A 26,758-nucleotide genomic window follows, 5' to 3' on the forward strand; every position below is an offset into this window, starting at 1 on the left:
GGGCTGCCTACCCTGCCATGCCTTGCGTTGTGCGCCTAGTATAAGGCTTGGCAAATCGCCCCCGTGCGGACCGCATGACAGAGCCGGTTTTGCTTTATCCGACGTCGAAACCCGCTCCAAGAATGGCGTTCTGCAAGGAGGAAATCCCTGCTCTTGCAGGATCATACACAATTTTCACCTCGCCCGTGGCAAGGTTGACGTCTGTGCTTTGCACCCCATCCACAGCAGCCAGAGCCCGTTTTATGGCGGAGACGCAACCATCACAGGTCATGCCTTCCACCATAAAGCTTGTTTCTGTGGTTGCCATTGTCGCGTTATCCCTTGTTGAAATCTGATTTCTGGCTACTTGCCGCCAGAATAAACCGCATTCTAGACCATCCGCTGCCCTTGCCAAAAGCCCTGCTCCGGCAAAACGTGTTGATTCCTCTTCAGATGGGGACAGAGTTACAAAAGCGGTCTTTTGCGGGTGCCCCCTCGGCAGAGCACGTTGTGCAGAGTAAGATGCATCCCATGCCGGATATGCCCTCTCTTTCTGCCGCGTTGCAGCCTCAGCCTGAACCCTGCTGGCGGGATACGCCGGTGCATCGCCTGATGTTGACAGCCCTGCTGAACGAACTGGACGCCACACTCCTCAGCACATCCAGCGCCACCCGGACGTTGGAAGACTGGAGCATGCGGCATCATCTGGCTCCCACCCCGATAGTACGTGCCATCTGCCAGAAAACCCCTCCTCGCCCTTGCCCGGCAGCACTGCGAGATGCCCTACGCCTGCCTGCAGAGGCCGCGCCAGACACCCTGCGTTACAGACATGTCCGGCTAATGTGTGGAAATCTCACGCTCTCGGATGCAGAAAACTGGTATCTGCCCAGCCGCCTGACGGATGAGATGAATAGAGAGCTGGATACCACTGAGACCCCGTTTGGGCGCGTCACAGCCCCTCTGGCCTTTACGCGCCGCCTTGTGCAGGCCGAGCGCGTGTGGTCTCCGCTGCCGTTGGGGTGGGAACTGACCCCCCTGTCGACAGGCTCAGATCAGCCTTTGACTTTTCCGCCTGTCCTGTTCCGGCATCATGCCGTGCTGTCCCGGCAGGATGGCACGCCCATCAGCGCGGTGATTGAAAGCTACACAGCCGGAGCCTTCTGCTTCCCGCCGCCGGCCATGCCAGACGTGCCCCAAACCTCCGCCCCATAAAAAAAGCCTGAACCCACAAAGCAGGTTCAGGCTTTAGCTATCAGCTATCAGCTATCAGCGGCGCAGGCATCCTCAGTCATGCGGGTCTTATCAACAAACTGCTCTGTTGCATCATCCAGCGCACGTGTCTTACGGCCGCCCGGACCATGCACATACAGGTCTTTCCGGTCCACGGAATCCACCACATCCGGTTGAATGGGCATCAGATAACGGGCCTTGCGCATATGGTCGGCCAGCTGAAGTTTGGGGTTGAAGACGGAATTAAACTTCCACAGCATTTTCAGGAAGTTTGTCTGCCCCTTCAGCAGCAGGCGGCCTGCAATCCCGGCCGTATCTTTCAGCGCTTCCCAACCCATATGTTTGGTGTTGAGCACCTGCTGGGTTTTCACCAGTTCTTCATAAAATTCCGGCAACGGCAGCTTGGTGGGCAGCACCGCATGCTGAATATCAAACAGGCGATAATCACGCGTCGTCAGGCGACGTGCTTCCTTGTGCCAGATTTCCGTGCCCGGATAGGGCGTGGTGACGGAAATATTGACGATTTCCGGAATTTCCAGACACCACTGCCGCACAGCCTCAAACCGGCCGCGATCCCAGTCCGGGTCGGCAATAATGTTAATGGCGACAATCAGGCCCAGCGAACGCGCGTAATCCAGCGCCTCAAAGTTCTTATCCAGCGAGACACGCTTACGGAACTGCTTCAGCCCTTCTTCATCCACCGCTTCCATACCGATGAAGATGTAGGAGAGGCCAATTTCACTCCAGACCTTGAACACTTCCTTGTTGCGCAGCAGCACGTCTGCCCGCGTCTCCAGATAGTATTCTTTCTTAATGCCGCGCTTCTTGATTTCATTGGCAATGGCCATGCCGTGCTCTTCGTGCACAAAGGCCACATCATCCACAATGAAGATGCCGGGTTCCTTGATCTCCTCCAGCTCATCCGCAATCACGGTCGGGCTGGCGGTACGGTAAGAGCGACCATAGAACGTCCATGCGGAGCAGAAGGTACAATCCCACGGGCAACCACGCGCAAACTCAATAGAAGCTGCCGGGTCCAGCGTGCCGATAAAATACTTGTTGCGATGCCGCAGCAGGTCACGCGCCGGGCGGATATCGTTGAGCGATTCTACAAAGACCGGAGACGGGCCTTCCCCCGTCATGGTGACAACACCGGGGACAGTCAGCAGATCTTTCCCGTCTTCCAGCGCGCGCAGCAGCAGGCCGATGGAAGCGTCGCCCTCCCCTTTTAGAATGCAGTTCACAGCCCCTTCGGACAGAGCCAGCACATCCCGCGCAATAAAGGAGACGGAATGCCCGCCAATAAACTGGAAAATATCGGGGTAGCGTACCCGTGTGGCGCGGCACAGATCGATAATTTCCGGCACATTGGCCAGATAGTTGCCGGAGAAGCAGACAACATCAGGCTTAAAGCTTTCCAGAAGCTCCCAGTAATCCTTATGGGTTTCAACCTGCAGATCAATAATCTGCACGTCATGCCCGGCATCTCGCGCAGCGCCTGCCACCAGCTCCAGCCCGAGCGGCTCCAGCCGGAGAAAAACCTTGGTATACATGAGGGCGCTGGGATGAACCGCCAGGACTTTCATGACATTCCTTTCCTATACGGGCGGCCACAGAAAGGCATGGCCTCTACCGGTTTGTCAGAATTTTTGAGTGTCGGATCATAAAGGATCAGCCGTCCACAACCTTGGTGCTGACAACCCACCACCCATGCGTGGAACAGATGTCTTCAGGCACGTTTCTAGGCAGGAAATAACCCATAACTCTTTGTTATAGAATTATTTTTTCATCATTTCAGTTTCCGTTTAACCCCTCTTTTCGGGCTATCCGGTCTACTCATAACTTTTATGTGCTTTACGCAGGTGTCATCTTTCGGGCGGACTCATACGCCCCGTACACATCTGGCCCGTCCAGTTCCCAGAACGCTGTAACGCGTAGTGGGTTCCGGTCCGGGCCAGAGTGTCTCATGCCAGCGCGCTCATGCCCTCAGGCAAAAAGCGCGCTCCTTACATGAAAGACCTTCTCAGGGAAGGATTTCGGTTTCCGCGAAGAAGAAGCGGATTTCATTGGCAGCGTTCTCGGCACTGTCGGAACCGTGCACGGAGTTGGCTTCAATGCTTTCAGCAAACTGAGCACGAATGGTGTGTGCTTCAGCTTTCTTCGGGTCCGTGGCACCCATGACGTCGCGGTTCTTGGCAACGGCGTTTTCGCCTTCCAGAACCTGCAGAACGACCGGGCCGGAGATCATGAAGGACACCAGATCGTTGTAGAACGGGCGTTCTTTATGCACAGCGTAAAACGCACCGGCCTGAGCCGGGGTCAGCTGGGCGCGCTTCTGCGCCACAATCTTCAGGCCAGCGTCTTCAAACACGGCATTGATCTTGCCGGTCAGGTTACGACGGGTGGCGTCGGGTTTGATGATGGAAAGAGTACGTTCTGTCGCCATGTGCGGTCTCCTCATTCATAATCGGGCCGCACAATAACGCGGCCTTTCAGCCTGCTCCTCTAGAGCATATTCGCGCAGGCTGGTAGGTACTTCACCAGATCAAAATAAGATTCCAGCCAGAACGAGACCCCCGTTGAGCCTTCTTGTCATTTCCGACCTTACACTCCGCATTGCTGGCCGTACCCTTCTGGACCATGCAGACCTCTCCATAGAACCGGGCCGCAAGGTGGGGCTTGTGGGGCGGAACGGGGCCGGAAAGTCCACCCTGCTGGGCGCCATTGCGGGGGATCTTGCGCCCGATGGCGGGGAGATCCGCCTCTCCTCCCGCGCCCGCATGGCGCGTGTGAAGCAGGAAGCCCCGGCCGACGGGGCCTCGCTGCTGGACACGGTTCTGGCGGGCGATACCGAACGCACCGCCCTTTTGACCGAGGCCGACACCGCCACAGATCCCGTGCGCATTGCGGAAATTCATGAGCGTCTGCGCGCCATTCAGGCTGATAGCGCCCCGGCCCGTGCAGGCTCGGTGCTGGCTGGACTTGGCTTTAGTGCGGAGGCCCAGCGCCGCCCGGTGTCTGACTTTTCCGGCGGCTGGCGAATGCGTGTCTCTCTCGCCACCGCCTTGTTTCTAGAGCCTGACCTGCTGCTGCTGGATGAGCCGACCAACCATCTGGATCTGGAAGCGACTCTCTGGCTGGAAGGCTGGCTGACCCGTTTTTCCGGTGCGGCCCTGATTGTCAGCCATGATCGCGGGCTGCTGGATTCGTGTGTCGATGCCATTGCCCATCTGGACAAGGGCAAGCTCAGCCTGACCCCCGGCGGCTATGAGAATTTTGTCCGAATCCGCACGGAGCAGGCGTTGCAGCAGGCCCGCGCTGCCGAGCGAATCGCTGCCCAGCGCGCCCATATGCAGTCCTTTGTGGACCGCTTCCGGGCCAAAGCTACCAAGGCACGACAAGCGCAGGCCCGCGTGAAGGCTCTGGAAAAGCTGCCGGTGATTGAAAGCGTGGTGGAAGACACCCCCACCCGCTTCGCCTTCCCGGAGCCGGAACAGCTGGCCCCGCCCATGTTCACGGCTAATCGCGTCACCATTGGGTATGGCACCACGCCCATTCTCTCCAACCTGTCCTTCCGGCTGGATATGGAAGACCGGATTGCCCTGCTGGGTGCAAACGGGAACGGGAAATCCACCCTCGCCAAACTGATTGCCGGACGTCTGGAACCCATGTCCGGCTCGGTTGAGCGCAACTCACGGTTGAAAATCGGCTATTTCGCCCAGCATCAGGCGGAAGAACTGGTGCTGCACCAAACCCCGATTGACCACATGGAACGCGCGCTTCCCAAAGCCCTCCCGCCTGTGGTCCGGGCGCAACTGGCGCGGTTTGGTCTGGATGCGGATCGGGCGGAAACCCCGGTCAAAGATCTCTCCGGGGGTGAAAAGGCTCGCCTGCTGCTGGCCCTTGCCACGCGTGATGCCCCGCAACTGCTGATTCTGGATGAACCGACCAACCATCTGGATCTGGATGCGCGTGATGCGCTGGTTCGCGCCCTCTCAGAGTTTGAAGGCGCCGTGCTCCTCATCAGTCATGATCCGCATCTGGTGGAGATGGTGGCCGATCGGCTCTGGCTTGTCGCAGACGGCAAGGTGACGCCGTTTGACGGTGATATGGCGGATTATCGCCGCTGGCTGATTGAGCAAAACCGTGCGTCCAACCGCAGTTCCAAGCAGGACACCTCCGCACACGCCAGCCGCAAGGATGACCGGCGGGAACGCGCTGAAGCCCGCAAGGCTCAGGCTCCCCTCCGCAAGATTATTCGGGATGCGGAAGCGAAACTGGCCAAGCTGGCGACAGAACGCACGAAAATTGAAACCACTCTGGCTGACCCTGCTCTTTATGCAGACGGCAAGGCCGATGAGGTCACGCGCCTGAACACGCGCCTCGCCGCCATTGGTAAGGAACAGGCGGACCTGGAAGAACGCTGGCTGGAAGCCGAAGCGGAAATCGAAAGTGCCGCTGCGGAAGACTAAGCCCCTTTAGCCCGCTCTGGCAGCTTCTTTCCCTGAGTCCCGCTTCTCACTCCAAAGAGAGAGCAGGAACAGGACAAGGCCGACGCAGGACAGGATCATTCCGGCCCAGCCGGTTGCTGCGTCCCCGTAGCCCGCCACCAGCACAAGGCCGCCAAGCCAGGCCCCCAGGGCATTGGCCATATTAAAAGCCGCGTGATTCATGGAGGCCGCCAGTGTCTGGGCGTCTGCCGCCACATCCATAAGGCGCATCTGCATGGCAGGAGACAGCGCAATCCCACCGCCGAGCATAAAGACGGCAAGGGCTGTCAGCGGAATATTGGACGCCACCAGAGCAAACAGGCCCAGAGCCGCCGCATTCCAGATAAACGCGCCAATGGTGGCCCATTTCAGGTTCTTATCCATGACAATGCCGCCAACCCATGCACCAACAAACATGCCCATCCCCCACAGGGACTGGAACAGCGGCACGGCCCAGATCGGCACATGCGTCACCTGCTGCAAGGTCAGAGAAAAATAGGTGTAGACGCAGAACATCCCGCCACACCCCACAGCCACCGTGCCAATAACAAACCATACCTGCTTGCGGGTAAAGGCTGCCAGCTCACCCAGAGCTGAATGGGCGCGGTTGGGTGAGTCATAGGGCACAAAAAGCTGAATCATGACGCAGCAAATGGCGCTGATCAGCCCGATAAGCAGATAAGACAGTCGCCAGCCAAAATAGGTACCCGCGTAACTGGCAAAAGGCGCGCCGAGGATATTGGCAATGGTCATGCCCGCAAAAACACGCCCGACAGCGCGGCCACGATAGCCACGCTCCACAAGTCCCGCTGCAACCAGAGCCGACACCCCCATAAAGGAGCCATGCGGCAGGCCAGTAATAAAACGGGCAATCTCCAGCATGTGCAGAGACGTCGCACAGGTGCTCAGGCAGTTTGTCACAGCAAACCACGCCATCAGCACAACCATCAGGGAGCGGCGTGAAAAGCTGGCCCCCACCACAGACACCAGAGGTGCCCCAACCACAACACCCAAGGCGTAAGCGGAAATCGCCCCACCCGCCTGTGGCACGGTAACATGAAGACTGTCCGCCATCTGGGGCAAAAGCCCCATCGCTGCGAACTCGCCCGTTCCGATTGCAAATGTCCCCACCGCAAAAGCGAGAATGGCTTTTGAGGCCGCCTGAAGGCCTCCGTCGTTCCCGCCTGACATCTTTACCCTAACTCCCTAACGTCCAAATGTTTTTGAATAGTCTCAATAGGAACATTTTATTACAGAACAGACAAAAATATGTACTGTCCCCTGTTCTCTGTCACCAAAATCCAGATCAGCCGTTACATAGTCCTTCCTAATCCTGAAAGACCTGCCTTCCATGACGTCCGCTTCTGCCTCTCCCCCTGATTGTAACACTCCCCCCGCGCAGACTGAGGGCGATCAGGGTTCAGCCCAGCCTCCCGCCTGCCCCCTGACCGACGACAATACGGATAACAGCGCCGGATGGCTGGGCAGCATTACCCATATTCTGCGCCTTACGCTGGGACTGGCCGTTATCGGGCTGATGGTGTGGCTGCTGGGTGACGTGCTGACCATTCTGTTTGCGGCAACCCTGTTTGCGGTTGTGCTGCATGGTCTGTCCAAAATTCTGGTCAAGCACCTACGCCTGCCCTATGGCTGGTCCCTCACAGCGGTTGTTGCCGCTCTGATCGCAGCGGTTGCGTTGCTGATCTGGGGCAGTGGTCCCGCAATTGTCAGCGAGGCCGCCAAACTGCAGGACGCCCTGCGCCAGCAGGAAGCCTCTCTGCGCGCAACCTTGCAGACCAGCCCCACCGGCCAGATGATCCTGAACTATCTGCCAGCCTCCCTCGGCGGCAATCAGGGTGGTAACGGCAGCAGCCTCGCTTCGCTCGGGTCGCGCATTGCAGGCTCCATGACGGGCATTCTCGGCTCCGCCTTTGGCGCGGCAGGCACGATTGTGGTGATCCTGATTGCCGGGCTGTATTTCGCCATGGATCCCGGCCTGTACGCCAACGGCGCGCTCCGGCTGGTGCCTGTGGCTCAGCGGCCCAGAGCCCGGACGCTGATGCTCCACGCCAGCCAGACCCTGTGGGCCTGGGTGGCCGGACAGTCTCTGGACATGCTGGTGGTGGGTGTTCTCTCCGGCGTTGGCCTCTGGTTTATCGGTGTGCCGCTGGCTCTGGCGCTGGGTGTACTGGCGGGGCTGTGTAACTTCATCCCCTATATCGGTGCGATCATGGGTGCTGTGCCTGCGCTGCTTCTGGCTTTGTCTCTGGGCACGCGGGAAACCATCATGGTGGCCGTGCTTTACAGCGTCATCCAGTTTTTTGAAGGGAACGTGCTGGCTCCCGTCATTCAGCGCCATGCCGTGCAGATGCCGCCCGCCATCACCGTGCTCTCTCAGACCCTGTTTGGTGCCATTCTGGGCTTCCCTGGCCTGATTTTTGCCTCTCCTCTGACCGCCGCCCTCCTCTCCATTTTCGACGGATTGACGCCACCTCTCTCAGATGACGAACGCGTATAAAAACTCCGTCGTGACAAACCGGTAGGAACACCGTAAGAATTTGGTAATCACTTCCGGAGTCTGGGTCCCGAAATGCGCATTCTTCTTGTTGAAGACGACCAAACAGTCAGAACTTTCATTGCTAAAGGCCTGTCCGAATCCGGGCATCTTGTTGAGCAGGCTGAAAACGGCAAGGATGGTTTGTCACTCGCCACCAACGAGAATTTCGACATCATCATTCTCGACAGGATGCTTCCTGGCGGGGTGGACGGCATTCATATTCTCGAAACGCTCCGGCGGCAGGGCAACGTAACCCCTGTCCTGCTGCTGTCTGCTCTGGCGGAAGTAGACGAGAAGGTTGCCGGCCTGAAAGCCGGTGGGGATGACTACGTCACCAAGCCTTTCTCCTTCAGTGAGCTTCAGGCACGTCTTGAAGCCCTCGTCCGGCGCAACCGGAACGAGGCCCAGCCGCAGACCCGCCTGATGGTCGGGGATCTGGAAATTGATCTGCTTGCCCGTGGCGTCAAACGCGCTGGCCAGAAGATTGACCTCCAGCCACGGGAATTCAGGCTGCTGGAATTCCTGATGCGCCATGCCGGGCAGGTCGTGACCCGCACCATGCTGCTGGAAGGCGTGTGGGATTATCATTTTGACCCGCAGACCAACGTGATTGACGTGCACGTCTCACGCCTGCGTCAGAAAATTGATAAGCCCTTTGGCCGTCCGCTGGTCCACACCATCCGGAACGCGGGGTATATGCTGCAGGAATGAGCAAGCCCGCTACCATTGCGTCCAGCCGCCCGCACTCAGGCTTTTTACGCCTGCGTTCGGTCAGCTTACGGTTTGCACTGGTTTACGGTACGCTTTTTATCTCCTCCGCCGTGCTGTTTCTCTCCTTTATCTGGTGGGGAACAGTCGGCCTGCTTGAACACCGGGTTGAGCAGGCCATCACGACCGATTCCCGCGCTCTGATGAATATCTGGGCAGAAGGCGGCCCCACTGGCTTGAGCATGATTATTGATGACAGGCTGGAACAGGACATTGATGACAATGCCCTGTATCTGCTTGTCAACAAGGACAACAAATGGGTTGCAGGCAATCTCGCAGAATGGCCACAACAGATTGCCTGTAACAATCACTGGTTCACCATGCCTGTCCAGCGCTCCTATACGCAGGATATGGCTAAAGTCCGGGCGTATGCCCTTCCTGATGGCTACCGCCTGCTGATAGGCCGGGATATCAGTGGCCGCACACTGCTGCGCAAGATCGTGACCGACACGCTCCTCTGGGCATGTCTCATGGTTACCTTACTGGCAATCGGTGGTGGGTGGCTGGTCCGCCGTCTCTTCCGCCACGTTATCCACTCCATCAGCCGCACCACGCAGGCCATTACTCGTGGCGACATGTCACGCCGTATGCCCGTACAGGGCTCGGATGATGAGCTGGATGAAATCGCCCTCACCATTAACGAAATGCTGGAACGTATCAGCCGCCTGATGGACGGTGTCCGTCAGGTGTCCAACGCTATTGCGCATGATCTGCGTACGCCCATTACCCGCGCCCGGACGCAACTGGAAGATGCGGCGCTGCATGCAAAAAATGAGGATGAACTCCGGGCCGTCATTGAGCAGGCTGTGGGCAATCTGGACAATGTCACTTCCATCTGCGAGGCCCTGCTGCGTATTGCCCAGATTGAATCCGGCGCCCGCCGCTCCGCCTTTGTCCTGTTTGACCTGATCCCGGCTCTTCGGGATGTGTGCGAACTGTATGAAGCGGTGGCCGACGAGCTGGGGCTCACTTTTGTACAGCATTTGCCAGACCACCTGCGTTTTTTTGGGGACCGCGCCATGTTCCAGCAGGCCGTCGCCAACCTGATGGATAACGCCATCAAATTCTCCCCTCCTAACGGCACAATCACCCTCTCAGCAAAAGTCCTCTCTACAGCGCGGCGCGCGGACGGCAGCTTTGGCAAACAACTCAGCCTCAGCGTAGCGGATGAAGGAATTGGAATGAGCGACGCTGATATGGCGCGTGCTTCCGAACGGTTTTTTCGGGCCGAGCAGGCCAGAAACACTCCCGGCTCCGGCCTGGGTCTGGCTTTGGTACAAGCTATTGTGCAGCTTCATGATGGGCAGTTGCAGCTGGCTTCTAACTCTCCAGGGCTAATAGCTCGTATTGAAGTTCCGCTGCCTGATACAGAAATTGTTCCGCTCACACAGCCCATCGCTGGCATTCATTAATTTCTGCACGTTTAGCATAAATAAACCATTACAAATTTTACTTTGCCTTGAAAAAGACATTGGCATTCTTAAAAATTATTAAGAATGAGACGATCCCTGCCTTTCGCTTTGACGCTGACCTTAGGGAGCATCGCGGCAACAGCCATCTCCCCCCGGCTTTCAGCCCAAGCGATTCTCCCACCACCACCTCCTCCTCTGCTCGAGGGACGGCGTATCATGCCTCTAATGCCATCTCCCGAACCGGTGGTAATTACATCAGACAGTGTTGCCTTTTGTTTCCGGCTGTCTCGTGTCATTGAGACTTATAATAAAGGCACGCTGCCGTATACAGTCAGACAGCTACAGGAAGAAGGGACTGATCTTTGCCGGCAGGGATTGGTGCGTTCCGGGCTGATCCGTCTGCGACGCGCCATTATCACCCTGAAAGGGACAACGCCTTAAATGCGCCTCTCCTCTCGCCTCACCAGCCTTAGCGCTCTGGCCCTCGCTCTGACCGCTATTACCCCGGCGCTTGCTCTGGCTCAGAACAAGCCGGAAGACAGCTATACCCGTCTGGAAATCAGCGGTTCCGGCTCTGTCAAGGCGGCTCCTGACCAGCTCATTGCCCGCTTCCGCGCGGAAAGCCGCGATAAAACAGCCGCCGCTGCCCAGAAAGCCGTAAATACTCTGGTGCATCATGCTGTTGAGCAATCTGCCAAAACAGCCGGGGTCAAAGCCGCTGTGCTGCAATATTCCGTCTCAGAAAATCGGCCAGACAAAGCCCCGGCATCCTGGACCGCCTCGCAGGCACTCACCTTTACTGCGCCCGATGGCTCCGGTCTGCTGCCGCTCACGGGTGATCTTCAGGGTGAAGGACTGATGCTGGAAGATCTTTCCTGGTCTCTTTCGCCGGAGAACCAGAAGAAACTGATGCTGGACGCTGAGAAAAATGCTGTCGAGGATCTAAAAAAACAAGCCGACACGCTGGCGGCCTCTCTTGGCCTGCATGTGGTGCGCTTTGCATCAGTCTCCATGTCTAGCGGCGGATTCCCGCGCCCTGTCATGATGATGGCCATGGCGGCCCGTGGACCTGCAGACAGCGCCCCGCCACCGTCCAGCACGGCAGAAGTTCAGACTGTACGGGCCACTGCCAACGCCACGGTGCTGCTGGCACCGTAACGCTGAGGCGTGGGTATCGAACCTGCGCGGGCATGTCGTACCAATAAAAAAAGCGCCTGTGCGAGGATAACCCGCACAGGCGCTTTTTTGTGTCTGGTAAGGATGCAGGACGATGCCCTGCAACCCCAATCAGAGCTTAACGGGGTGCGAGCACCATGATCATCTGCCGGTTTTCAAGGCGCGGCATCTGCTCAACTTTAGCCTGCTCATCCATCTCGGTCCGGATACGCTCCAGAACTTTGATGCCCAGTTCCTGATGCGCCATTTCACGGCCACGGAAACGCAGGGTGACTTTCACCTTGTCGCCATCACCCAGGAAGCTTTTCACAGAACGCATTTTAACCTGGTAGTCATTTTCGTCGATATTCGGACGAACCTTGACTTCCTTGATCTCAATGACCTTCTGCTTTTTCCGGGCTTCGTTGCGCTTTTTCTGCTGCTCGTACTTGAACTTGCCGTAGTCAAGAATCTTGGCAACGGGCGGTTCTGCGTTCGGGCTAATCTCAAGAAGATCAAGTCCGACGCCATACGCGCGAGCCAGTGCATCGCGGGTCGACATGACACCCGCCATCTCGCCTTCTTCGTCAATCAGACGAACCTGCGGTACGCGGATCTCTTCGTTAACACGTGGTCCCTCGCGGGTGGGCGGCGCGGGAATAGGGGGTCTGGCTATGGTCAGCTCCTGTCATGGATAAAAAAACTAAACAGAAGCACCTCCCGGTGCCTCCGCTTACAGTGTTATTATGTGCGCAATTCTTAGCCGTTTATCAAGCATATCCGGCCAGAAAACAGACTCATTCCAGCCCTGCCAAAAACAAGGAGCCGAGTCTCACGCTTTTTTGCGCAGATCTGGCGGCGTTGCTTCCTCGGCAATGCGGGTCACAACCTCATTAAACCCAAAGGTTTCCTGATCTTTGCCACCGAGCCGGCGCATGGCGACGGTCCGCTCTTCCGCTTCCCGGCGGCCGACCACCAGAATAATCGGCACACGGGCCACGCTATGCTCACGAATCTTGGAATTGATCTTGTCATTCCGCACGTCGGCTTCCGCAGCCAGACCGGCCGCACGCAGGGCAGCAGCCACTTCTTCCGCATAAGGTCCGGCATCACTGACGATAGACGCCACCACGACCTGCACCGGAGCGAGCCAGAGCGGGAAGCGGCCTGCATGCTGCTCGATCAGAATACCAAGGAAGCGCTCAAAGGAGCCTAGAATAGCGCGGTGCAGCATGACGGGGCGATGACGGGCAGAATCTTCGCCAATATAGCTGGCATCGAGTCGTTCCGGCAGCACAAGGTCAACCTGCAGGGTGCCGCACTGCCAGTCACGCCCAATGGCATCACGCAGCACGAACTCCAGCTTCGGACCATAGAACGCGCCCTCACCCGGATTATACTCATATGTCACACCGGCCACTTCACACGCTTCCTTCAGCGCGCTTTCGGCTTTGTCCCATGTTTCATCGCTGCCCGCCCGCTGTTCCGGCCGGTCTGCAAATTTCACACGGACATGCTCAAAGCCCAGATCCTTGTAGACTTCATGCAGCATCCGCACGAACTGCACGGTCTCATCGGCAATCTGGTCTTCCGTACAGAAGATATGCGCATCATCCTGCGTAAAGCCGCGCACACGCATCAGACCATGCAGCGCACCAGAGGGCTCATACCGGTGGCATGCACCGAACTCGGCCATACGGATCGGCAGTTCACGGTAGGACCGCAGACCGTGGCGGAAAATCTGCACATGACACGGACAGTTCATGGGCTTGAGGGCGAGGGTCTTATCCTCATCCTCAACAGTCGCCACAAACATGTGGTGGCGATATTTGTCCCAGTGGCCAGACGCTTCCCACAGCCCACGGTCCAGAAGCTGCGGAGTGCGCACCTCCTGATACCCGCCACGGGTCTGCGCCCGGCGCATATAGTCCTGCAGCGCGCAATACAGACGCCAGCCTTTATGATGCCAGAAGATCTGCCCCACCGCTTCTTCCTGAAAATGGAACAGGTCCATTTCCCGGCCAATACGGCGATGATCGCGGCGTTCGGCTTCTTCCAGCTGATGCAGGTGGGCGTCCAGCTCTTTCTGGTCGCGCCAGGCCGTGCCGTAAATACGGGTCAGCATGGGGTTGCGATGGTCACCGCGCCAGTAAGCGCCAGCCACCTTCATCAGTTTGAAGGCCGTGCCAACATCCTTAGTGTTCCGCAGATGCGGGCCACGGCACAGATCCAGCCATTCGCCCTGACGGTAGATGGAAATATCCTCATCTTCCGGCAGATCACGGATCAGCTCGGCTTTGAAGCGCTCACCTTTTTCTTCAAAGAAAGCGATGGCTTTATCCCGCGGCCAGACTTCACGCACGAACGGCTCGGCATTGGCCACAATTTCCTTCATCCGCGCTTCAATGGCGGAGAAGTCTTCCGGCGAGAACGGCTCGTTCCGGTAAAAATCGTAATAGAAGCCGTTTTCAATGGACGGCCCGATGGTGACCTGCGTGCCGGGGAAGAGAGACTGCACAGCTTCGGCCAGCACATGGGCGGCGTCGTGCCGGATCATCTCCAGAGACTCCGGGTCCTTCCGGGTAATGAAGCGGACGGCAGCATCCTCGGCCACGGAGCGACCAATATCCTGCAGCGCGCCATTGACCTCCATGGCCAGTGCCGCTTTGGCCAGCCCCGGCCCGATGGCTTCGGCAATGGCCGTGCCCGTGACCGGCCCGTCAAAACTGCGAACGGATCCGTCAGGCAAGGTGATGGCAGGCATGGAAGAACTCCGGAGATCAAATGGTTGTAAAGGCTTTTAATGGCGTCAGGAGAGCGCGGCTGCAACCCTGTTGACGGAAAGTGTCGCCAGATCCCGCACAGAAAGCACACAAACCTGCCCCGGCACGCGCTCGAGGGGGGCTGTGAGGGCGGGATTACTGTCCCCAGAAAACAAGACCACGCTGGGGCAGCCCATGATAGCGGCCAGATGCATCGGCCCGGTATCATTCCCCACAGCAACCTGCGCCCGGGCCGCCAGACCGGCCAGTTCCGGCAGAGTGGTCTGGCCTGTCAGATCCAGCGCCTGCGGGCAGACCTGCCTGATCGCCTCCGCCAGGGGTTTATCGGCCCCACTTCCCACAACAACAGGGCGCAGTCCCCGGCTTTCAAACCGGGTTGCCAGTTCTGCATACCGGCGCACAGGCCAGCGCTTGGCCGGGCGATGGGGGGAAGCTCCGGGCACAATCAGCCCATAGGGCACATCCAAATGCGCCCCCAGCTCTGCCAGCCACGAGACATCCGGCAAAGGCACGTCTGGTATCCCGGCTCCCAGCAACTGATCGCGCTGGCGGGCGCGGGTATGCATGTCATTCCGCCGGGGATTGGCGTGCACCAGGGGAGAGCGCCCTACATGCCCGCACCACATCTTCGGGCGTCCGGCCAGCACATAATAGCGGGCCGTGCGGCTGGAGGTCTGAAGGTCATAGATCCGGTCGTAACCGCGCAGCTGTTGCCGCAACGCCAGCAAGGCCGGAAGATTGCCCCATGATGGACGCTGATCGACCTCAACCGCATCAAACCACGGGGAAAGACGGGCGAGTTCCACAAAGGGTGAGGTCGTCAGTAAGGTTATCTGTGCTGTGGGGTGTGCTGCCCGGATAGCCTGAAACGGCCCGAAGCTCTGCACAAAATCCCCCAGCGCACCGAGCCGGATGACCAGAATACGGCGCAAACTCTGGGGTTGCGTCACGGCGAATCCGGGTCAGCAGCCAGAACGGCCAGATCCTGCCGGGCCAGATCGGCCTCATGGCTGTCAGGGGAGAGGTCCAGCACATGCTGCCAGTCCGCCTGTGCGCCGGTGGCATCTCCTACCTGCTCCCGAATAATCCCGCGCTCCAGCAAAGCCGCAGCATCGTCCGGCATCCGCTGCAAGGCCAGCGTAATATGCTGGGTGGCTTTATCCAGTTGCCCGAGCCGCCGCTCAGCTGAGGCCAGCAGCACAAACGCCTCAGTGGGAGCTTCTGCGCCCCGCGCAACCAGCGCGGTCAGATCCGTCACCACAGCCCCGGTATTGCCCTGCTCAAGCAGGGCGCGCGCTTTGGCAAGCCGCAAATTCGTATCCCCGGGGCGAATGGACAGGCCATACGCGACGATATTCAGCGCGCCGGGCGGATTACCGGCAGAAAGCCAGGCTTCTGCGGCTTCTTCCGCCATCACAGCCCGCAGGCTGGCAGAACTTTCCGGGCCGGAGGGCGGCGCTTTGCGCACCAGATCATCCAGCTCCTGCGCCGCGTCCAGTTCATCGCCCAGTTCCAGCAGGGCCAGAGCATGGCAATGCCGGGCTTCCCTGTCTCCGCCGTGCTTCATCCAGTCCTGTGCGTAGTCCCGCGCACCGAAGGGGTCTTCTTCCACCATGCTCATGCACTCGGCCAGAGCCCATGTTTGCGGAGCCTCTTTGCCCCCATGGCCGGCGGTCATTCCCGTCCCCACCTGCCCAACTGCGGGATGGGGCCGGATGGTGGCCGCGCTGGCCGGAACACCGGCCAGCAACAGGCCTACTCCGAGTGTCGCAGCAAATGGTGCGCAGCGCGCCGGAACGGACCGGACAGAGAAGGACAAGTGCGTCATCTCTCTTTCCATAGCGCGGATACGGGCCGGGTGGTCAAGTCGGGCCAGAAGTGCGGATGTTCGCGGAAGAGTGTCTGTTGCCAGAAAACCATGCTAACAGCCCTAATATGACGATACCGCCACATTCCCCCGTCATCCTGCAAATTCTTCCCGCTCTGGAACAGGGCGGCGTCGAACGGGGCACGCTGGAAATGGCGGATGCCATCACGCAGGCAGGCGGCACTGCTCTGGTGATGAGCGCTGGTGGCAGGCTGGTCCCTTCGCTGGAACGGCTGGGGGCGCAACACCACACCCTGCCCCGCTGTGGGAGCAAAAACCCGCTCTCCATTCTGCGCAACGCCGGCACGCTGGCGCGCTTTATCCGGCAGAATAATGTGGCCCTCGTCCATGCCCGCTCGCGCGCCCCGGCATGGGTGGCACGTCTGGCCTGCAACCGCACCGGCACCCCTTTTGTCACCACATGGCATGGGGTGCATGCCAACAATTTCCCCGGCAAAAAGCGCTATAACGCCGTTCTGGCCTCTGGCGACCGGGTGATTGCCATCAGCCAACATATCGGCCAGCGGCTGGCGCAGGAGTATCATGTCGGATCCGACCGCCTACGGGTGATTCCGCGTGGCGCTGACATCACTCAGTTCAGCCCGGATGCTGTCAGCGGGCAGCGCGTACACCGGCTGGCTGAAAGCTGGGACGTGCCCGCAGGCGTTCCGGTTCTTCTCATGCCCGGCCGCCTGACAGAGTGGAAAGGCCAGCGTTTCCTGCTGGATGCTCTGGCACGCGTGAAGAAGACTGCCCCCATGACGCCCTGGGTCTGCGTGTTTGCGGGATCCTGTCCGCCCGGCCATGCCTATGGGGAAGCCCTTGTTGCCCATGCCCGCACGCTGGGCCTGACGGAACAGGTCCGGTTTGCCGGGCATTGTCAGGACATGCCGGCTGCCATGGCACTGGCCGCGCTGGTGATTATTCCTTCCCTCCGACCAGAACCTTTCGGGCGCGTTGTGGTAGAAGCACAGGCCATGTCTCGCCCCGTGATCGTCACAGCCCATGGCGCGGCGCTGGAAACGGTCCAGCATGGCCTCACCGGCCTGAGCGTTCCCCCCGGTGATGTTCAGGCACTGGCCGAGGCCATTGCCAGCATCCTGCACGCCGCACCTGATGCCCTGCACGCTATGGGAGAAGCCGCCCGCGCGACCGTGCTGGCCCACTACACGACCCACGCCATGCAGCAGGCGACCCTGAGCGTTTACGATGAGCTGCTCGGCACCCAGCTCCATAAAAATGAGGCCACCCCCTTTCAGGACCAGTCCGTTGCAGGATAAGGGATGCGGCCTGCCCGCCCGCTTTTTCCGACACCGGCCCGCTATGGGGTGCCTGCCATGACCAGCTCTCCACTTCCCTCCACTCCCCCATCACCCGTACTGACCAAAGTGCCGGAACGCATTGCCTTTATGGCCGCCCCGACCGAGGTCGCCAGACACGAATTTGACCGCCTGACTCACCAGTATGGCAACTGCCATCCGGGAGAAGCTGATGTAGTTGTCTGCCTTGGAGGCGACGGCTTCATGCTGGAAACGCTGCGCGTGGTGCTGGAGCAAAATCTGACCGTGCCGGTTTACGGGATGAACTGCGGCTCCGTCGGGTTCCTGATGAACCCGATGCTGGAAGACAATCTGCCCAAACGCCTGACCACCACTCAGGCCGCCACCCTGCACCCGCTGCGCATGACGGCCCGCACCCTGCAGGGAGACACGCATGAGGCTCTGGCCCTGAATGATGTCTTCCTGTTCCGCCAGACCCGTCAGGCCGCCAAAATCCGGGTGGATGTGGATGGCATGGTGCGTATGCCGGAGCTGATCTGCGATGGCGCATTGCTGGCCACCCCGGCCGGCTCCACCGCCTATAATCTGTCCGCCCATGGGCCAATTGTCCCGCTTTCGGGCAATCTGCTGCCGCTGACCCCCATCTGTCCGTTCCGCCCCCGGCGCTGGCGCGGCGCACTTCTGCCTTCTACGGCACAGGTGGGCTTTACCATTCTGGAAGCTGAAAAACGCCCGGTCGCGGCGGTGGCTGATTCGATTGAAATCCGCGATGTGGTCTCCGTGCATATTCATGAGGACCGCAATCTGGCCGTAACGGTGCTGTTTGACCCCGGCCAAACCCTGTCCGAACGCATTACCGCAGAGCAGTTTTCCGCCTGATGCCCTACATTCGCCCCGTTAGGCACATAAAAGATCACTCTGAAGGGTGTTCTGCCATTTCACCCCGCCCCTCTTCTGGTTTAGTCTTGCCCGCAATGCACAACTCTCATCTCCGACCGCGCCGTCTGACAGGATTGTGCGCCCTCCTCCTGCTGCCGACCTCGCTCGCGCATGCGCAGGTTGTCACCAATACGCAGGCACTGGATGAACTGGCGAGCAAGCACCCCGCCCCGGCTCATACCGCCCCGCATCCGGCTGCGCACAAGACAGCCCCCGCGCCCAAACGGGTTGCACCGAAGCCGGTCACCCAACCGCCGCTGGCGCACCCGGTCACGCCCGCTCCCGCAACCTCAGGAACACCTGCGGCTGCCACGCAGAGTGCGCCTGCCGCTACTACGGCTGCACCGCAAACCACACCAACTCCTGCTGCCAGCACCACAGCACCCGCAGGCAATGCCAAGCCGGCAACGCCCGCCCATCCACCAGTTCCGGCAACCATTCCGCTTGCACCGCCACCGGTGCCCCAACTCACGCCGGCTCCGCCCGATGTGGAACTCCACCCATTCCCCATGCCGGCACAGCCTGCCATTGACGAAAAAGCCACCGGCACTGTGTCCACCATTCCAGGAGGTGTTCGGGTTACCTTTGCCGCCGGGGCCGCTACGCTGAACCCCGAAACACATCAGGCTCTGCTGGGTTTTGCGCAGTCGCTGGCTGACAAGCCGCATGTGCGCGCCCTGATTGATGCCTATAGCTCCGGCGCTGTGGATGATCCGTCCCTGCCCCGCCGCATGTCCCTCTCTCGCGGGCTGGCGGCACGCAGCGTGCTGATGAATAGCGGCATTCCCTCCACCCGCATTTATCTGCGCGTCATCGGCCTGCCCAAAACCCCCGCCGATCATGGCGGGCAGGATTATATCGATATTTACCAGTCAGACGCTGTACCCTGACGCCCTTCCTCTTCTAACCGGACCGGAACCAGATGACGCGCCCCACACAGTATCTTTTCAGAATGATCGGGTTTCTCGTGTGTGTGGCGCTTGTCGCTGCAACATTGTGGCGGCCACTGCGGGATGCCTTCTTCAGCAACCCGCTGCTTGATGGTCTGATTCTGGGGATTCTGGCCATCGGTATTCTGTGGAATGTCGTGATGGTCCGCCGCCTGTTGCCGGAAGTAGGCTGGGTGGACGCCATTCGTCAGTCCCGCACCGGTCTGGCTGCCCTGCCGCCGCCGCGTATGCTGGCCCCGCTGGCCACGGCCCTCGGCACCCGCCCGGACCAGCGCGGTAACCCTGCCGCCCTTTCCACCCCCGCCATGCAGGCCGTGCTGGATTCCATCTCCGGCCGACTGGATGAAGGACGGGAAGTCTCCCGTTATCTTACGGGCCTGCTGATTTTTCTGGGGCTGCTGGGCACCTTCTACGGCCTGCTGCTGACTGTCGCCGCCATTGCGGACGTCATTAGCAACATGTCCGTCGGTGGTGGCGATCTGGACGCCATGTTCGCGCAGCTCAAAACCGGTCTGGCCAAGCCGCTGCATGGCATGAGCACGGCATTTTCCGGTTCTCTCTTCGGTCTGGCCAGTGCGCTGGTTCTGGGCTTTCTGGATCTGACCGCCGGGCAGGCGCAAAACCGCTTCTTTAATGAGCTGGAAGAATGGCTGGCGGAACAGACCCGCTTTGGCGCGCCCGCCGGCTCTGGCGTAGAAAGCACGACCTCCGTTCCGGCCTATATTCAGGCCTTGCTGGAACAAACGGCAGAAAATCTGGAATCCCTGCAAAATCTGGTCCGCACCAGTGAGGCCCGGCGTGAGCGTGAAAGTGCTGTGCTGAGCAAGCTCTCTGACCGGCTGGAATCCACCGCAGGCCAGACAGAAGCCCTGCATAATATTGAACGCCTGCTGCAAACGCTGGTGCAGAACAATGAGGAAGGCCGCACCCGTATGACGACGGATCTGCGGAATGATCTGCGTCTGCTGGCCCGCACTATTGCTGCGACAGCCGAGACTGCGCCCTCCGACCGGAAAGCACCCTGAGCATGGCCCGCCGCCGCAGAAAGCTGCACGCCGGGCTTGATGCCTGGCCCGGCTATGTGGATGCGCTTTCCACGTTGCTGATGGTCGTTATTTTTGTGCTGCTGGTGTTTGTCATGGGCCAGACCCTGCTCTCCGCAGCGCTGAACCGGCGCGAGCATGTACTGGAAAAACTGGAAGGCCAGACGGCGGAACTCTCCCGCCAGCTTGATACGGAACACGCCCGCAACCATGCCCTGGAAGACAGCGTGACCGGCCTGCAGGCCCAGCACACCCACGATACTGAGGCGCTTTCTGCCGAGACCACCGAAGCCGAAGCCGCCCGCAATGCCGCACAGGCCGCCAGCGCTCTGAGCGTTGCCGACCAGACGCGGGTGACGCAGCTGAATGATGAACTGACGGACCTGAACGCCCGTCTGGCTGCTCTGGCGCAGGCGCTCGATGTCTCGCAAAAAACCGTGCAGAACAAGGACGCCACCATTGGCGATCTTTCTGCAAAACTGAATACCGCTCTGGCAGACAAGGTCGGCCAGCTTAGCCGCTACCGCTCCGAATTTTTTGGCCGCCTGCGGGACATCCTGCACAACCAGAAGGGTGTGCATGTGGTGGGCGACCGCTTTGTGTTCCAGAGCGAAGTGCTGTTCCCGGTGGGGAGTGCTGAGCTTTCTAAGGAAGGCCAGTCAGAAATCCATACGCTGGCCCAGACCCTTAAAAGCGTGACCAGCCATATCCCTGCTGATATTCCGTGGATTTTGCGCGTGGATGGCCATGCTGACCGCCAGCCCATTCACACCGCCTTCCCCAGCAACTGGGAGCTCTCCAGCGCCCGCGCCATTACGGTGGTCAAACTGCTGGTCGCGGAAGGGATCAACCCGCACCATCTGGCGGCAACCGGCTTTGCGGACTATCAGCCGCTGGATACGGAAAGTAACGCTGCCGCCTACGCCCGCAACCGCCGGATTGAATTCCGCCTAACGGACCGCTGAGAACATTCCCTGCCGGGAGGCTTTGTGTCCCTTAACCCGGCAGTGTGAGGGTCTTGTCCCACACCAGCAGGATATGCCCGTCCACCGGCTCAACCATGCGGGCTGAGCCGAAGCGGATCTGTGCCTGAGCAGCCTGCGCGGGAGTATCGCACAGAACAAAATTGCCGCCCTGCGTGTACCAGTCCCGTTTTGACAGGTAATGAAACGGCTTGATTTCGGCGCCAAATTCCACCGGCGCAATGCGCACCTGATTGGGTAGACTGTTACTCGCGGCACTCCAGTAGGACGCAAAGCCTTGCGTGAGACCAAGACGGGCTAATTCCATATTGATGGGGAAATTCCGGTTTGTCTGCCAGATGTGCAAGGTTGGCGCAGGCACACTCAGCACCGCATAGACTGCCGCTCCTGCCAGCCCCATTGCCCGGCCGGCAGCAGGCAGAACCGTATGCCGTGCCAGCAGAAGCGTCATCATCACATATGGGAACACGAAATAGCGGGTTGAGGCATCGTCAATCGCCAACTGACTGAGTGTAAACGCCCCGACCATAATGCCGAGGCACAGCAACGCGGCATAATCAAACAGATCCAGCTGGCGCGTTTTACTCCGCGCAATGCGCACAACACCCCACAGCGCCAGCAGCAACACGGCCAGATGGAGCAGTTCTTTCCCTGCGCCGTGCAGGGAAAACTCTTTTTCAAAAAAATACGCACCGAAGAAGTGCAGAACCCCGGAAACCAGCACGGAGAGATTATACCAAACCCGCGCCTGCCCGGCAAAAGACATGGTCCACAATCCCGGCACATGAAAAGCGCCGTTATGTGCCAGCACGGTTTTCAGCAGATGCGTCAGCCCCAGAGACGCCAGCACGCACAGCACCAGCCGCCCGTATTCCAGCCGACGCTTTTGCACGCTCAGCAGACCCACTGCACCCAGAACGGGAAGGACAAAGCAGTATTTTACAATGTCATCACTGGCGAGGCACAGGACCAGCAGCACAACAAACACGGTCCACACCGCCGGTTTCTCCTGCCTGATCTGCGCAAAAATCAGCAACCAGCAGACCAGAACCCCCACATAGGCACCCATATGGATGCAGGGGATCAGCATCATCTGCACACCAAAGGCCGTGGGGGCTGCAACCAGAGCCAGCCACCACCATGCCCCAGCCGGAGCCATGATCCGACAGATCCGGAAAGCCAGCAGCACCAAAGCGGCCAACAGCATGGCCGGCACCAGATAGTAAAAAGACAGATGCCAGCCTGCCAGACCCGCCAGTACAACGTATGGAAGCGTTTCTGTTGCATAGTAGGATTCAGCGGAAAGGTCCCAGCCATGCAGCAGACCATTCTCATGCAGGATGTCCTGCGCCTCCAGCACAGCGGAGGCACTGTCTGAATTAAGCGGCAGGGTGGCCGCCAGAGACATGTAAAAGCCGGACAGCACGACAAAAGCCAGCAGATAGCCAAAGCTCTTCTTGCTGATCTGTTTGAATAGTACAGACACTCTTGCTCTCTCAAACACTGGCTTTCCCCCAAACGCAGTGGAAATTTTTTCAAGCTTTAACAGCCAGCACTTTACCGCTGGAGGCGCTGCAATTTCTCATACCGGGCAATCACACGCTTACGCCGCAGGCCGGACAACCGCTGAATCCAGAAAATCCCGTTCAGCTGATCAATCTCATGCTGGTGGCAGGCCGCCCGCAGGCCCTCCGCCTCCTCCACATGAGTAACGCCATCCAGATCCTGATACTGCACCCGCACTTTGGCGGCCCGCTCGATCAGATCCGTCACGCCCGGCATGGAGACACTGCCCTCTTCCGGCCGGACCGTTTCTTCCGACAGCCAGATGATGTCCGGGTTCACATAAATCTGGGGCTGCGGAGCATCGGGGAGTTCAAGCACCACCACACGTTGCGCCACGCCAATATGCGGGCCGGTCATACCAATACCCGGTGCGGCCCGCATGCTGTCGAGAATATCCTGCGCCAGAGCGGACAGACCATCATCAAAAAGCGTCACAGGAGCGGCTACCTGCCGCAAACGCTGGTCAGGAAAACGGACAATCGGGCAAATTGTCATAGCGAGGGGCTGTCAGGCATGCGTCAGCAGATCAAGCAGTTGAGGAAACTGTTCGTGCCCCTCACGCCCCAGAAAATGCCCACCACCCGGCACTTGCAGCGTTGTGGTGTGCAGAGACGCGGCAAGAGCCTGAGACTGGCGCGGGTCCACAATCCCATCATTGTCGGAAAAGACAGACGCCCGAAACGCACTCCGCCGCTGCAAGTCCTCATAATCCAGAGTGCTATCCGTAAAGGCATCCAGTTCCGGCAGGGTCTGAAGATGTTTATCGAACCCGGAAACCAGAACATAGCCCCCAACCGTCTCGCCTTTGGGGCGGAACATCAGATGACGCAGGAGGGTCACGCACCCAAGGCTGTGGCCAATCAAAACCGTCTGGTTGTTCAGGTGCGGCAGAAGCGTATCCAGAGCCTCGGCCCAGGCTTCAGGCTCCGGGGCCTGAGAAGATGGCAGAGCGGGCACAGAGACCGTGGCTCCGCGCTGTTCTAACTGCTTTTTAAGCCAAGGGAACCAGTGCGCATCAGGATTGGCCAGATAACCATGGACAATCACATACTGTCTTGAGGACAAATCAGGCATCTTCTGCTCCGGACAGCGCGACGCTCAGCTCGCGGTTTTCATGGCCTCTTCGACGGTTTTCCGGGCTTCGGTGGCGAGTTCATCCACGCGCTCATTTTCCGGCACACCGGAATGGCCCTTCACCCAATGCCATGAGACATCATGCTGTTTGGCCGCATCCAGCAAACGCCGCCACAAATCCATATTGGCAACCGGGTCACCCGAGGCATTCCGCCAGTTGCGCCGCACCCAGCCCGTATGCCAGCGCGTAATACCGTTGCGCACATATTCGCTGTCCGTATGCAGCCGCACTGTGCAGGGGCGCTTGAGGGCTTCCAGCGCTTCCGCCGCCGCCGTCAGTTCCATACGGTTATTGGTCGTGGCTTCTTCCCCACCAGAAAGCTCACGCTCTACGCCTTTAAAGCGCAGCAGCACCCCCCAGCCACCGGGGCCGGGGTTGGGGCGGCACCCGCCATCTGTCCAGACTTCCACAACCTGCTGAGAAGGCTGTTCCGCCGACTGCTCGGCGGGGGCGCTCATTTCAGAATCCGTAGCCATCGACCGTCTCCGTTGCCAGATGGAAGCGCAGGCGCTTGAGGTAATCCAGCGGGTCTTTAGGGGTTACCAGCGCATCTGCTGGCGTGTTGATCCAGTCATACAGCCGCGTCAGCAGGAAGCGCATGGCGGCACCCCGGGCCAGAATCGGCAGCGCCTGCCGTTCTGCGGCACTCAGCGGGCGCACAGACTCATAGCCCTGCACCAACTGGCGGCCGAATGTGACGTTGAATGACCCATCGCCTTCAAAACACCAGGCATTGAGGCAGATGGCGATGTCATAGGCCAGAAAATCCGTGCAGGCGAAATAGAAATCAATCAGCCCGGAGACGGTTTTACGAAGGAAGAAAACATTATCGGGGAACAGATCCGCATGGATCTGCCCATGAGGGAGCGCAGGATTTGCGCCCTGCCCCGGCCAGTGCGGCAGAATGTGCGTAAAGGCCGCGTCCAGTTCCGCCAGCAGGCCGGGATGCACCGCATCCGCCCCCGCCCGGCAGGAGTCCAGCAGCGGCTGCCATGCGTCCGGCCCCAGAGCGTTGGGGCGCACAGGCGTATAGCTCCGCCCGGCCTCATGCAGCTGAGCCAGCGCCTGCCCAAGCGGGCGGCAATGCTCCTGCCGGATTTTACGCGGCCATACACCGGGGAGAAAGGTTGTAATGGCCGCAGGCCGCCCTGCGAGTGTGCCGAGCGTCTGCCCGGCTGTACTAACCACCGGCTGCGGGCAGGAAACACCCTCCCCCGCCAGATGCTGCATGAGCCCCAGAAACCACGGGAGTTCCTGCGCATTCACCCGCTTTTCATACAGCGTGAGGATAAAATCCCCCTGCGTGGTGCGCAGCTGAAAATTGCTGTTTTCCACACCCTCGGCAATGCCGCGAAACGCCACCAGATTCCCAATGGCGTAATCGCTCAGAAAAGCCTCAAGGGCTTCATCGCTCACATCTGTATAAACGGCCATCCTTCTGCGCTGCCCTCAGCCCAGAGGAGCAGGCAGGCGGAAGATCACGCTTTCTTCCTTCACCGTGCGCTCATCAATGCACAGGGTGTAACGCTTGGCCATTTCGGCCACCATTTCCTGCACCAGTGCTTCCGGAGCAGAGGCACCCGCCGTAATGCCCAGCGTGTTCACGCCTTCCAGTACGGACCAGTCCAGCGCATCCAGACGCTGCACCAGCAGAGCACGCGGTGCGCCGGAGCGCTCGGCCACTTCCCGCAGGCGCTGGGAGTTGGAGGAGTTGGGGGAGCCGATCACAATCACCAGATCGCATTCCGGCGCAATGGCCTTCACTGCTTCCTGACGGTTGGTGGTGGCGTAGCAGATATCCTCGCGCTTCGGCCCCTCAATCAGCGGGAAGCGTTCGCGCAGGATGTCCACGATCTCAGCCGTATCATCTACGGAGAGCGTGGTCTGCGTGATAAAGGCCAGACGGGAGGGATCAGCCGGCTGCACGGTGCGGGCTTCTTCCGCATCGTTAATCAGCGTAACCGCACCGACGGGCAGCTGGCCCATAGTGCCCACCACTTCAGGATGCCCGGCATGGCCGATCATCAGGATATGGCGGCTTTCCGGGCCACCTCCGGCAAAATGACGCTCGGCCTCGCGGTGCACTTTGGACACCAGCGGGCAGGTTGCATCCAGATACAGCAGGTTGCGGCGTTCCGCCTCAGCCGGGACCGTTTTGGGCACACCATGGGCAGAAAATACGACGTGGCCATCAGGCGGAACCTCATCCAGTTCCTCGACAAAAATGGCACCCTGCGCTTCCAGAGCTTCCACAACCGTACGGTTGTGGACAATTTCATGACGCACATAAACAGGTGCGCCGTAGCGACGGATGGCTTCTTCCACCACGCGGATTGCGCGGTCTACCCCGGCGCAGAACCCACGCGGACCAGCGAGAAGAACCTTAAGAGACTTGCCATGCGGGGCCTGTGCGGGCTCCTGTGTGGCGGCGGGAGTTTGATCGGGCATGGTGTTCCCCAAACTTGCGGCGGACGGTATAGAAAAAACAGCTATAAGAAGCATAAGTAAGGTAGGCTATGCCCGAAACCCTGAGCAGGTCGCGGTCACCGTGGCCATGGCCTACGCAAAGCGAGGTGGTGATGCAACCCGTTTTCCGGCATTGTGGCCAGCACAACCCTGCT

At 59.5% G+C, this 26,758-nt stretch carries 25 protein-coding genes; 11 read left to right on the plus strand and 14 right to left on the minus strand.

Annotation, left to right across the window (positions count from 1 at the left end):
* Positions 1-94: 94 nt before the first annotated feature.
* The gene (locus tag AD928_RS12635) at positions 95-307 is read right to left on the minus strand and encodes a heavy-metal-associated domain-containing protein (protein WP_062141467.1); all 213 of its coding nucleotides are present in this window, start codon (positions 305-307) and stop codon (positions 95-97) included.
* Between the two features lie 203 nt (positions 308-510).
* On the opposite strand from AD928_RS12635, the gene AD928_RS12640 reads away from it, so the two are divergent.
* Positions 511-1,191: a hypothetical protein gene (locus tag AD928_RS12640; RefSeq protein WP_062250933.1), complete on the plus strand. Its 681-nt coding sequence runs from the start codon at positions 511-513 to the stop codon at positions 1,189-1,191.
* Positions 1,192-1,238: 47 nt separating this feature from the next.
* Here the strand turns inward: AD928_RS12640 and hpnR are convergent, their stop codons facing one another.
* Complete coding sequence (gene hpnR / locus AD928_RS12645) at positions 1,239-2,795, minus strand: hopanoid C-3 methylase HpnR (protein WP_062141462.1); 1,557 nt, start codon at positions 2,793-2,795, stop codon at positions 1,239-1,241.
* Between the two features lie 437 nt (positions 2,796-3,232).
* Positions 3,233-3,655, minus strand: coding sequence for a nucleoside-diphosphate kinase (gene ndk / locus AD928_RS12650; protein ID WP_048842124.1), 423 nt, complete (start codon positions 3,653-3,655; stop codon positions 3,233-3,235).
* Between the two features lie 133 nt (positions 3,656-3,788).
* Here ndk and AD928_RS12655 point away from each other — a divergent pair, with 133 nt between their 5' ends.
* Positions 3,789-5,681, plus strand: a complete 1,893-nt coding sequence (locus tag AD928_RS12655) for an ABC-F family ATP-binding cassette domain-containing protein (protein ID WP_062250934.1) — start codon at positions 3,789-3,791, stop codon at positions 5,679-5,681.
* Between the two features lie 6 nt (positions 5,682-5,687).
* Here the strand turns inward: AD928_RS12655 and AD928_RS12660 are convergent, their stop codons facing one another.
* Positions 5,688-6,890 (minus strand): MFS transporter, encoded by a 1,203-nt coding sequence (locus AD928_RS12660; protein ID WP_062250935.1) that lies wholly within the window; start codon positions 6,888-6,890, stop codon positions 5,688-5,690.
* A gap of 160 nt (positions 6,891-7,050) precedes the next feature.
* On the opposite strand from AD928_RS12660, the gene AD928_RS12665 reads away from it, so the two are divergent.
* The 4 genes from AD928_RS12665 (at position 7,051) to AD928_RS12685 (ending at position 11,594) form a co-directional block, all read left to right on the plus strand.
* A complete protein-coding gene (locus AD928_RS12665) occupies positions 7,051-8,217 on the plus strand; it encodes an AI-2E family transporter (RefSeq protein WP_082779340.1) in 1,167 nt (388 codons plus the stop codon).
* A 72-nt stretch (positions 8,218-8,289) separates the two neighbouring features.
* On the plus strand, positions 8,290-8,967 hold the full coding sequence (locus AD928_RS12670) for a response regulator transcription factor (RefSeq protein ID WP_062250936.1): 678 nt from the start codon (positions 8,290-8,292) through the stop codon (positions 8,965-8,967).
* On the plus strand, positions 8,964-10,436 hold the full coding sequence (locus AD928_RS12675) for a HAMP domain-containing sensor histidine kinase (RefSeq protein ID WP_062250937.1): 1,473 nt from the start codon (positions 8,964-8,966) through the stop codon (positions 10,434-10,436). The genes AD928_RS12670 and AD928_RS12675 overlap by 4 nt, the downstream gene beginning before the upstream one ends.
* 441 nt (positions 10,437-10,877) lie before the next feature.
* Entirely contained in the window at positions 10,878-11,594 is a 717-nt protein-coding gene (locus tag AD928_RS12685) for an SIMPL domain-containing protein (RefSeq protein WP_062250939.1), read from the plus strand.
* Positions 11,595-11,730: 136 nt separating this feature from the next.
* Here AD928_RS12685 and infC read toward each other — a convergent pair whose 3' ends face one another.
* The 4 genes from infC to AD928_RS12705 form a co-directional block, all read right to left on the minus strand.
* On the minus strand, positions 11,731-12,252 hold the full coding sequence (gene infC / locus AD928_RS12690; RefSeq protein ID WP_043553587.1) for a translation initiation factor IF-3: 522 nt from the start codon (positions 12,250-12,252) through the stop codon (positions 11,731-11,733).
* 171 nt (positions 12,253-12,423) lie between these two features.
* The gene (gene thrS, locus AD928_RS12695; protein WP_062250940.1) at positions 12,424-14,355 is read right to left on the minus strand and encodes a threonine--tRNA ligase; all 1,932 of its coding nucleotides are present in this window, start codon (positions 14,353-14,355) and stop codon (positions 12,424-12,426) included.
* A gap of 45 nt (positions 14,356-14,400) precedes the next feature.
* Positions 14,401-15,306 carry a glycosyltransferase family 9 protein gene (locus AD928_RS12700; RefSeq protein ID WP_062250976.1) on the minus strand — a complete coding sequence of 302 codons (906 nt, stop codon included), beginning with the start codon at positions 15,304-15,306 and terminating at the stop codon, positions 14,401-14,403.
* A 14-nt stretch (positions 15,307-15,320) separates the two neighbouring features.
* Positions 15,321-16,202: a tetratricopeptide repeat protein gene (locus tag AD928_RS12705; protein ID WP_231874747.1), complete on the minus strand. Its 882-nt coding sequence runs from the start codon at positions 16,200-16,202 to the stop codon at positions 15,321-15,323.
* A gap of 107 nt (positions 16,203-16,309) precedes the next feature.
* Between AD928_RS12705 and AD928_RS12710 the strand changes: the two genes are divergently transcribed.
* The 5 genes from AD928_RS12710 to AD928_RS12730 all read left to right on the plus strand — a co-directional run bounded on the left by AD928_RS12710 (position 16,310) and on the right by AD928_RS12730 (position 21,418).
* Complete coding sequence (locus AD928_RS12710; RefSeq protein ID WP_062250978.1) at positions 16,310-17,521, plus strand: glycosyltransferase family 4 protein; 1,212 nt, start codon at positions 16,310-16,312, stop codon at positions 17,519-17,521.
* A gap of 57 nt (positions 17,522-17,578) precedes the next feature.
* A complete protein-coding gene (locus AD928_RS12715) occupies positions 17,579-18,400 on the plus strand; it encodes an NAD kinase (RefSeq protein WP_062250979.1) in 822 nt (273 codons plus the stop codon).
* 134 nt (positions 18,401-18,534) lie between these two features.
* The gene (locus AD928_RS12720; protein ID WP_062250941.1) at positions 18,535-19,350 is read left to right on the plus strand and encodes an OmpA family protein; all 816 of its coding nucleotides are present in this window, start codon (positions 18,535-18,537) and stop codon (positions 19,348-19,350) included.
* A gap of 32 nt (positions 19,351-19,382) precedes the next feature.
* On the plus strand, positions 19,383-20,435 hold the full coding sequence (locus AD928_RS12725; RefSeq protein ID WP_062250942.1) for a hypothetical protein: 1,053 nt from the start codon (positions 19,383-19,385) through the stop codon (positions 20,433-20,435).
* Positions 20,436-20,437: 2 nt separating this feature from the next.
* Positions 20,438-21,418 carry a peptidoglycan -binding protein gene (locus AD928_RS12730; RefSeq protein ID WP_062250943.1) on the plus strand — a complete coding sequence of 327 codons (981 nt, stop codon included), beginning with the start codon at positions 20,438-20,440 and terminating at the stop codon, positions 21,416-21,418.
* A gap of 31 nt (positions 21,419-21,449) precedes the next feature.
* Here the strand turns inward: AD928_RS12730 and AD928_RS12735 are convergent, their stop codons facing one another.
* From AD928_RS12735 to ispH, 6 genes are all read right to left on the minus strand, one after another.
* On the minus strand, positions 21,450-22,922 hold the full coding sequence (locus AD928_RS12735) for a hypothetical protein (protein ID WP_062250944.1): 1,473 nt from the start codon (positions 22,920-22,922) through the stop codon (positions 21,450-21,452).
* Between the two features lie 71 nt (positions 22,923-22,993).
* Positions 22,994-23,497: a peptide deformylase gene (locus tag AD928_RS12740; RefSeq protein ID WP_062250945.1), complete on the minus strand. Its 504-nt coding sequence runs from the start codon at positions 23,495-23,497 to the stop codon at positions 22,994-22,996.
* Positions 23,498-23,509: 12 nt separating this feature from the next.
* Entirely contained in the window at positions 23,510-24,076 is a 567-nt protein-coding gene (locus AD928_RS12745; RefSeq protein ID WP_062250946.1) for an RBBP9/YdeN family alpha/beta hydrolase, read from the minus strand.
* Between the two features lie 24 nt (positions 24,077-24,100).
* The gene (gene rnhA, locus AD928_RS12750; protein WP_062250947.1) at positions 24,101-24,613 is read right to left on the minus strand and encodes a ribonuclease HI; all 513 of its coding nucleotides are present in this window, start codon (positions 24,611-24,613) and stop codon (positions 24,101-24,103) included.
* Complete coding sequence (locus AD928_RS12755) at positions 24,597-25,571, minus strand: homoserine kinase (protein ID WP_062250948.1); 975 nt, start codon at positions 25,569-25,571, stop codon at positions 24,597-24,599. The genes rnhA and AD928_RS12755 overlap by 17 nt, the downstream gene beginning before the upstream one ends.
* Positions 25,572-25,586: 15 nt before the next feature.
* A complete protein-coding gene (gene ispH / locus AD928_RS12760) occupies positions 25,587-26,585 on the minus strand; it encodes a 4-hydroxy-3-methylbut-2-enyl diphosphate reductase (protein WP_043553687.1) in 999 nt (332 codons plus the stop codon).
* Between the last annotated feature and the right edge of the window lie 173 nt (positions 26,586-26,758).

Source organism: Acetobacter cerevisiae (genome assembly GCF_001580535.1).
Classification (GTDB): Bacteria; Pseudomonadota; Alphaproteobacteria; order Acetobacterales; family Acetobacteraceae; genus Acetobacter; species Acetobacter cerevisiae.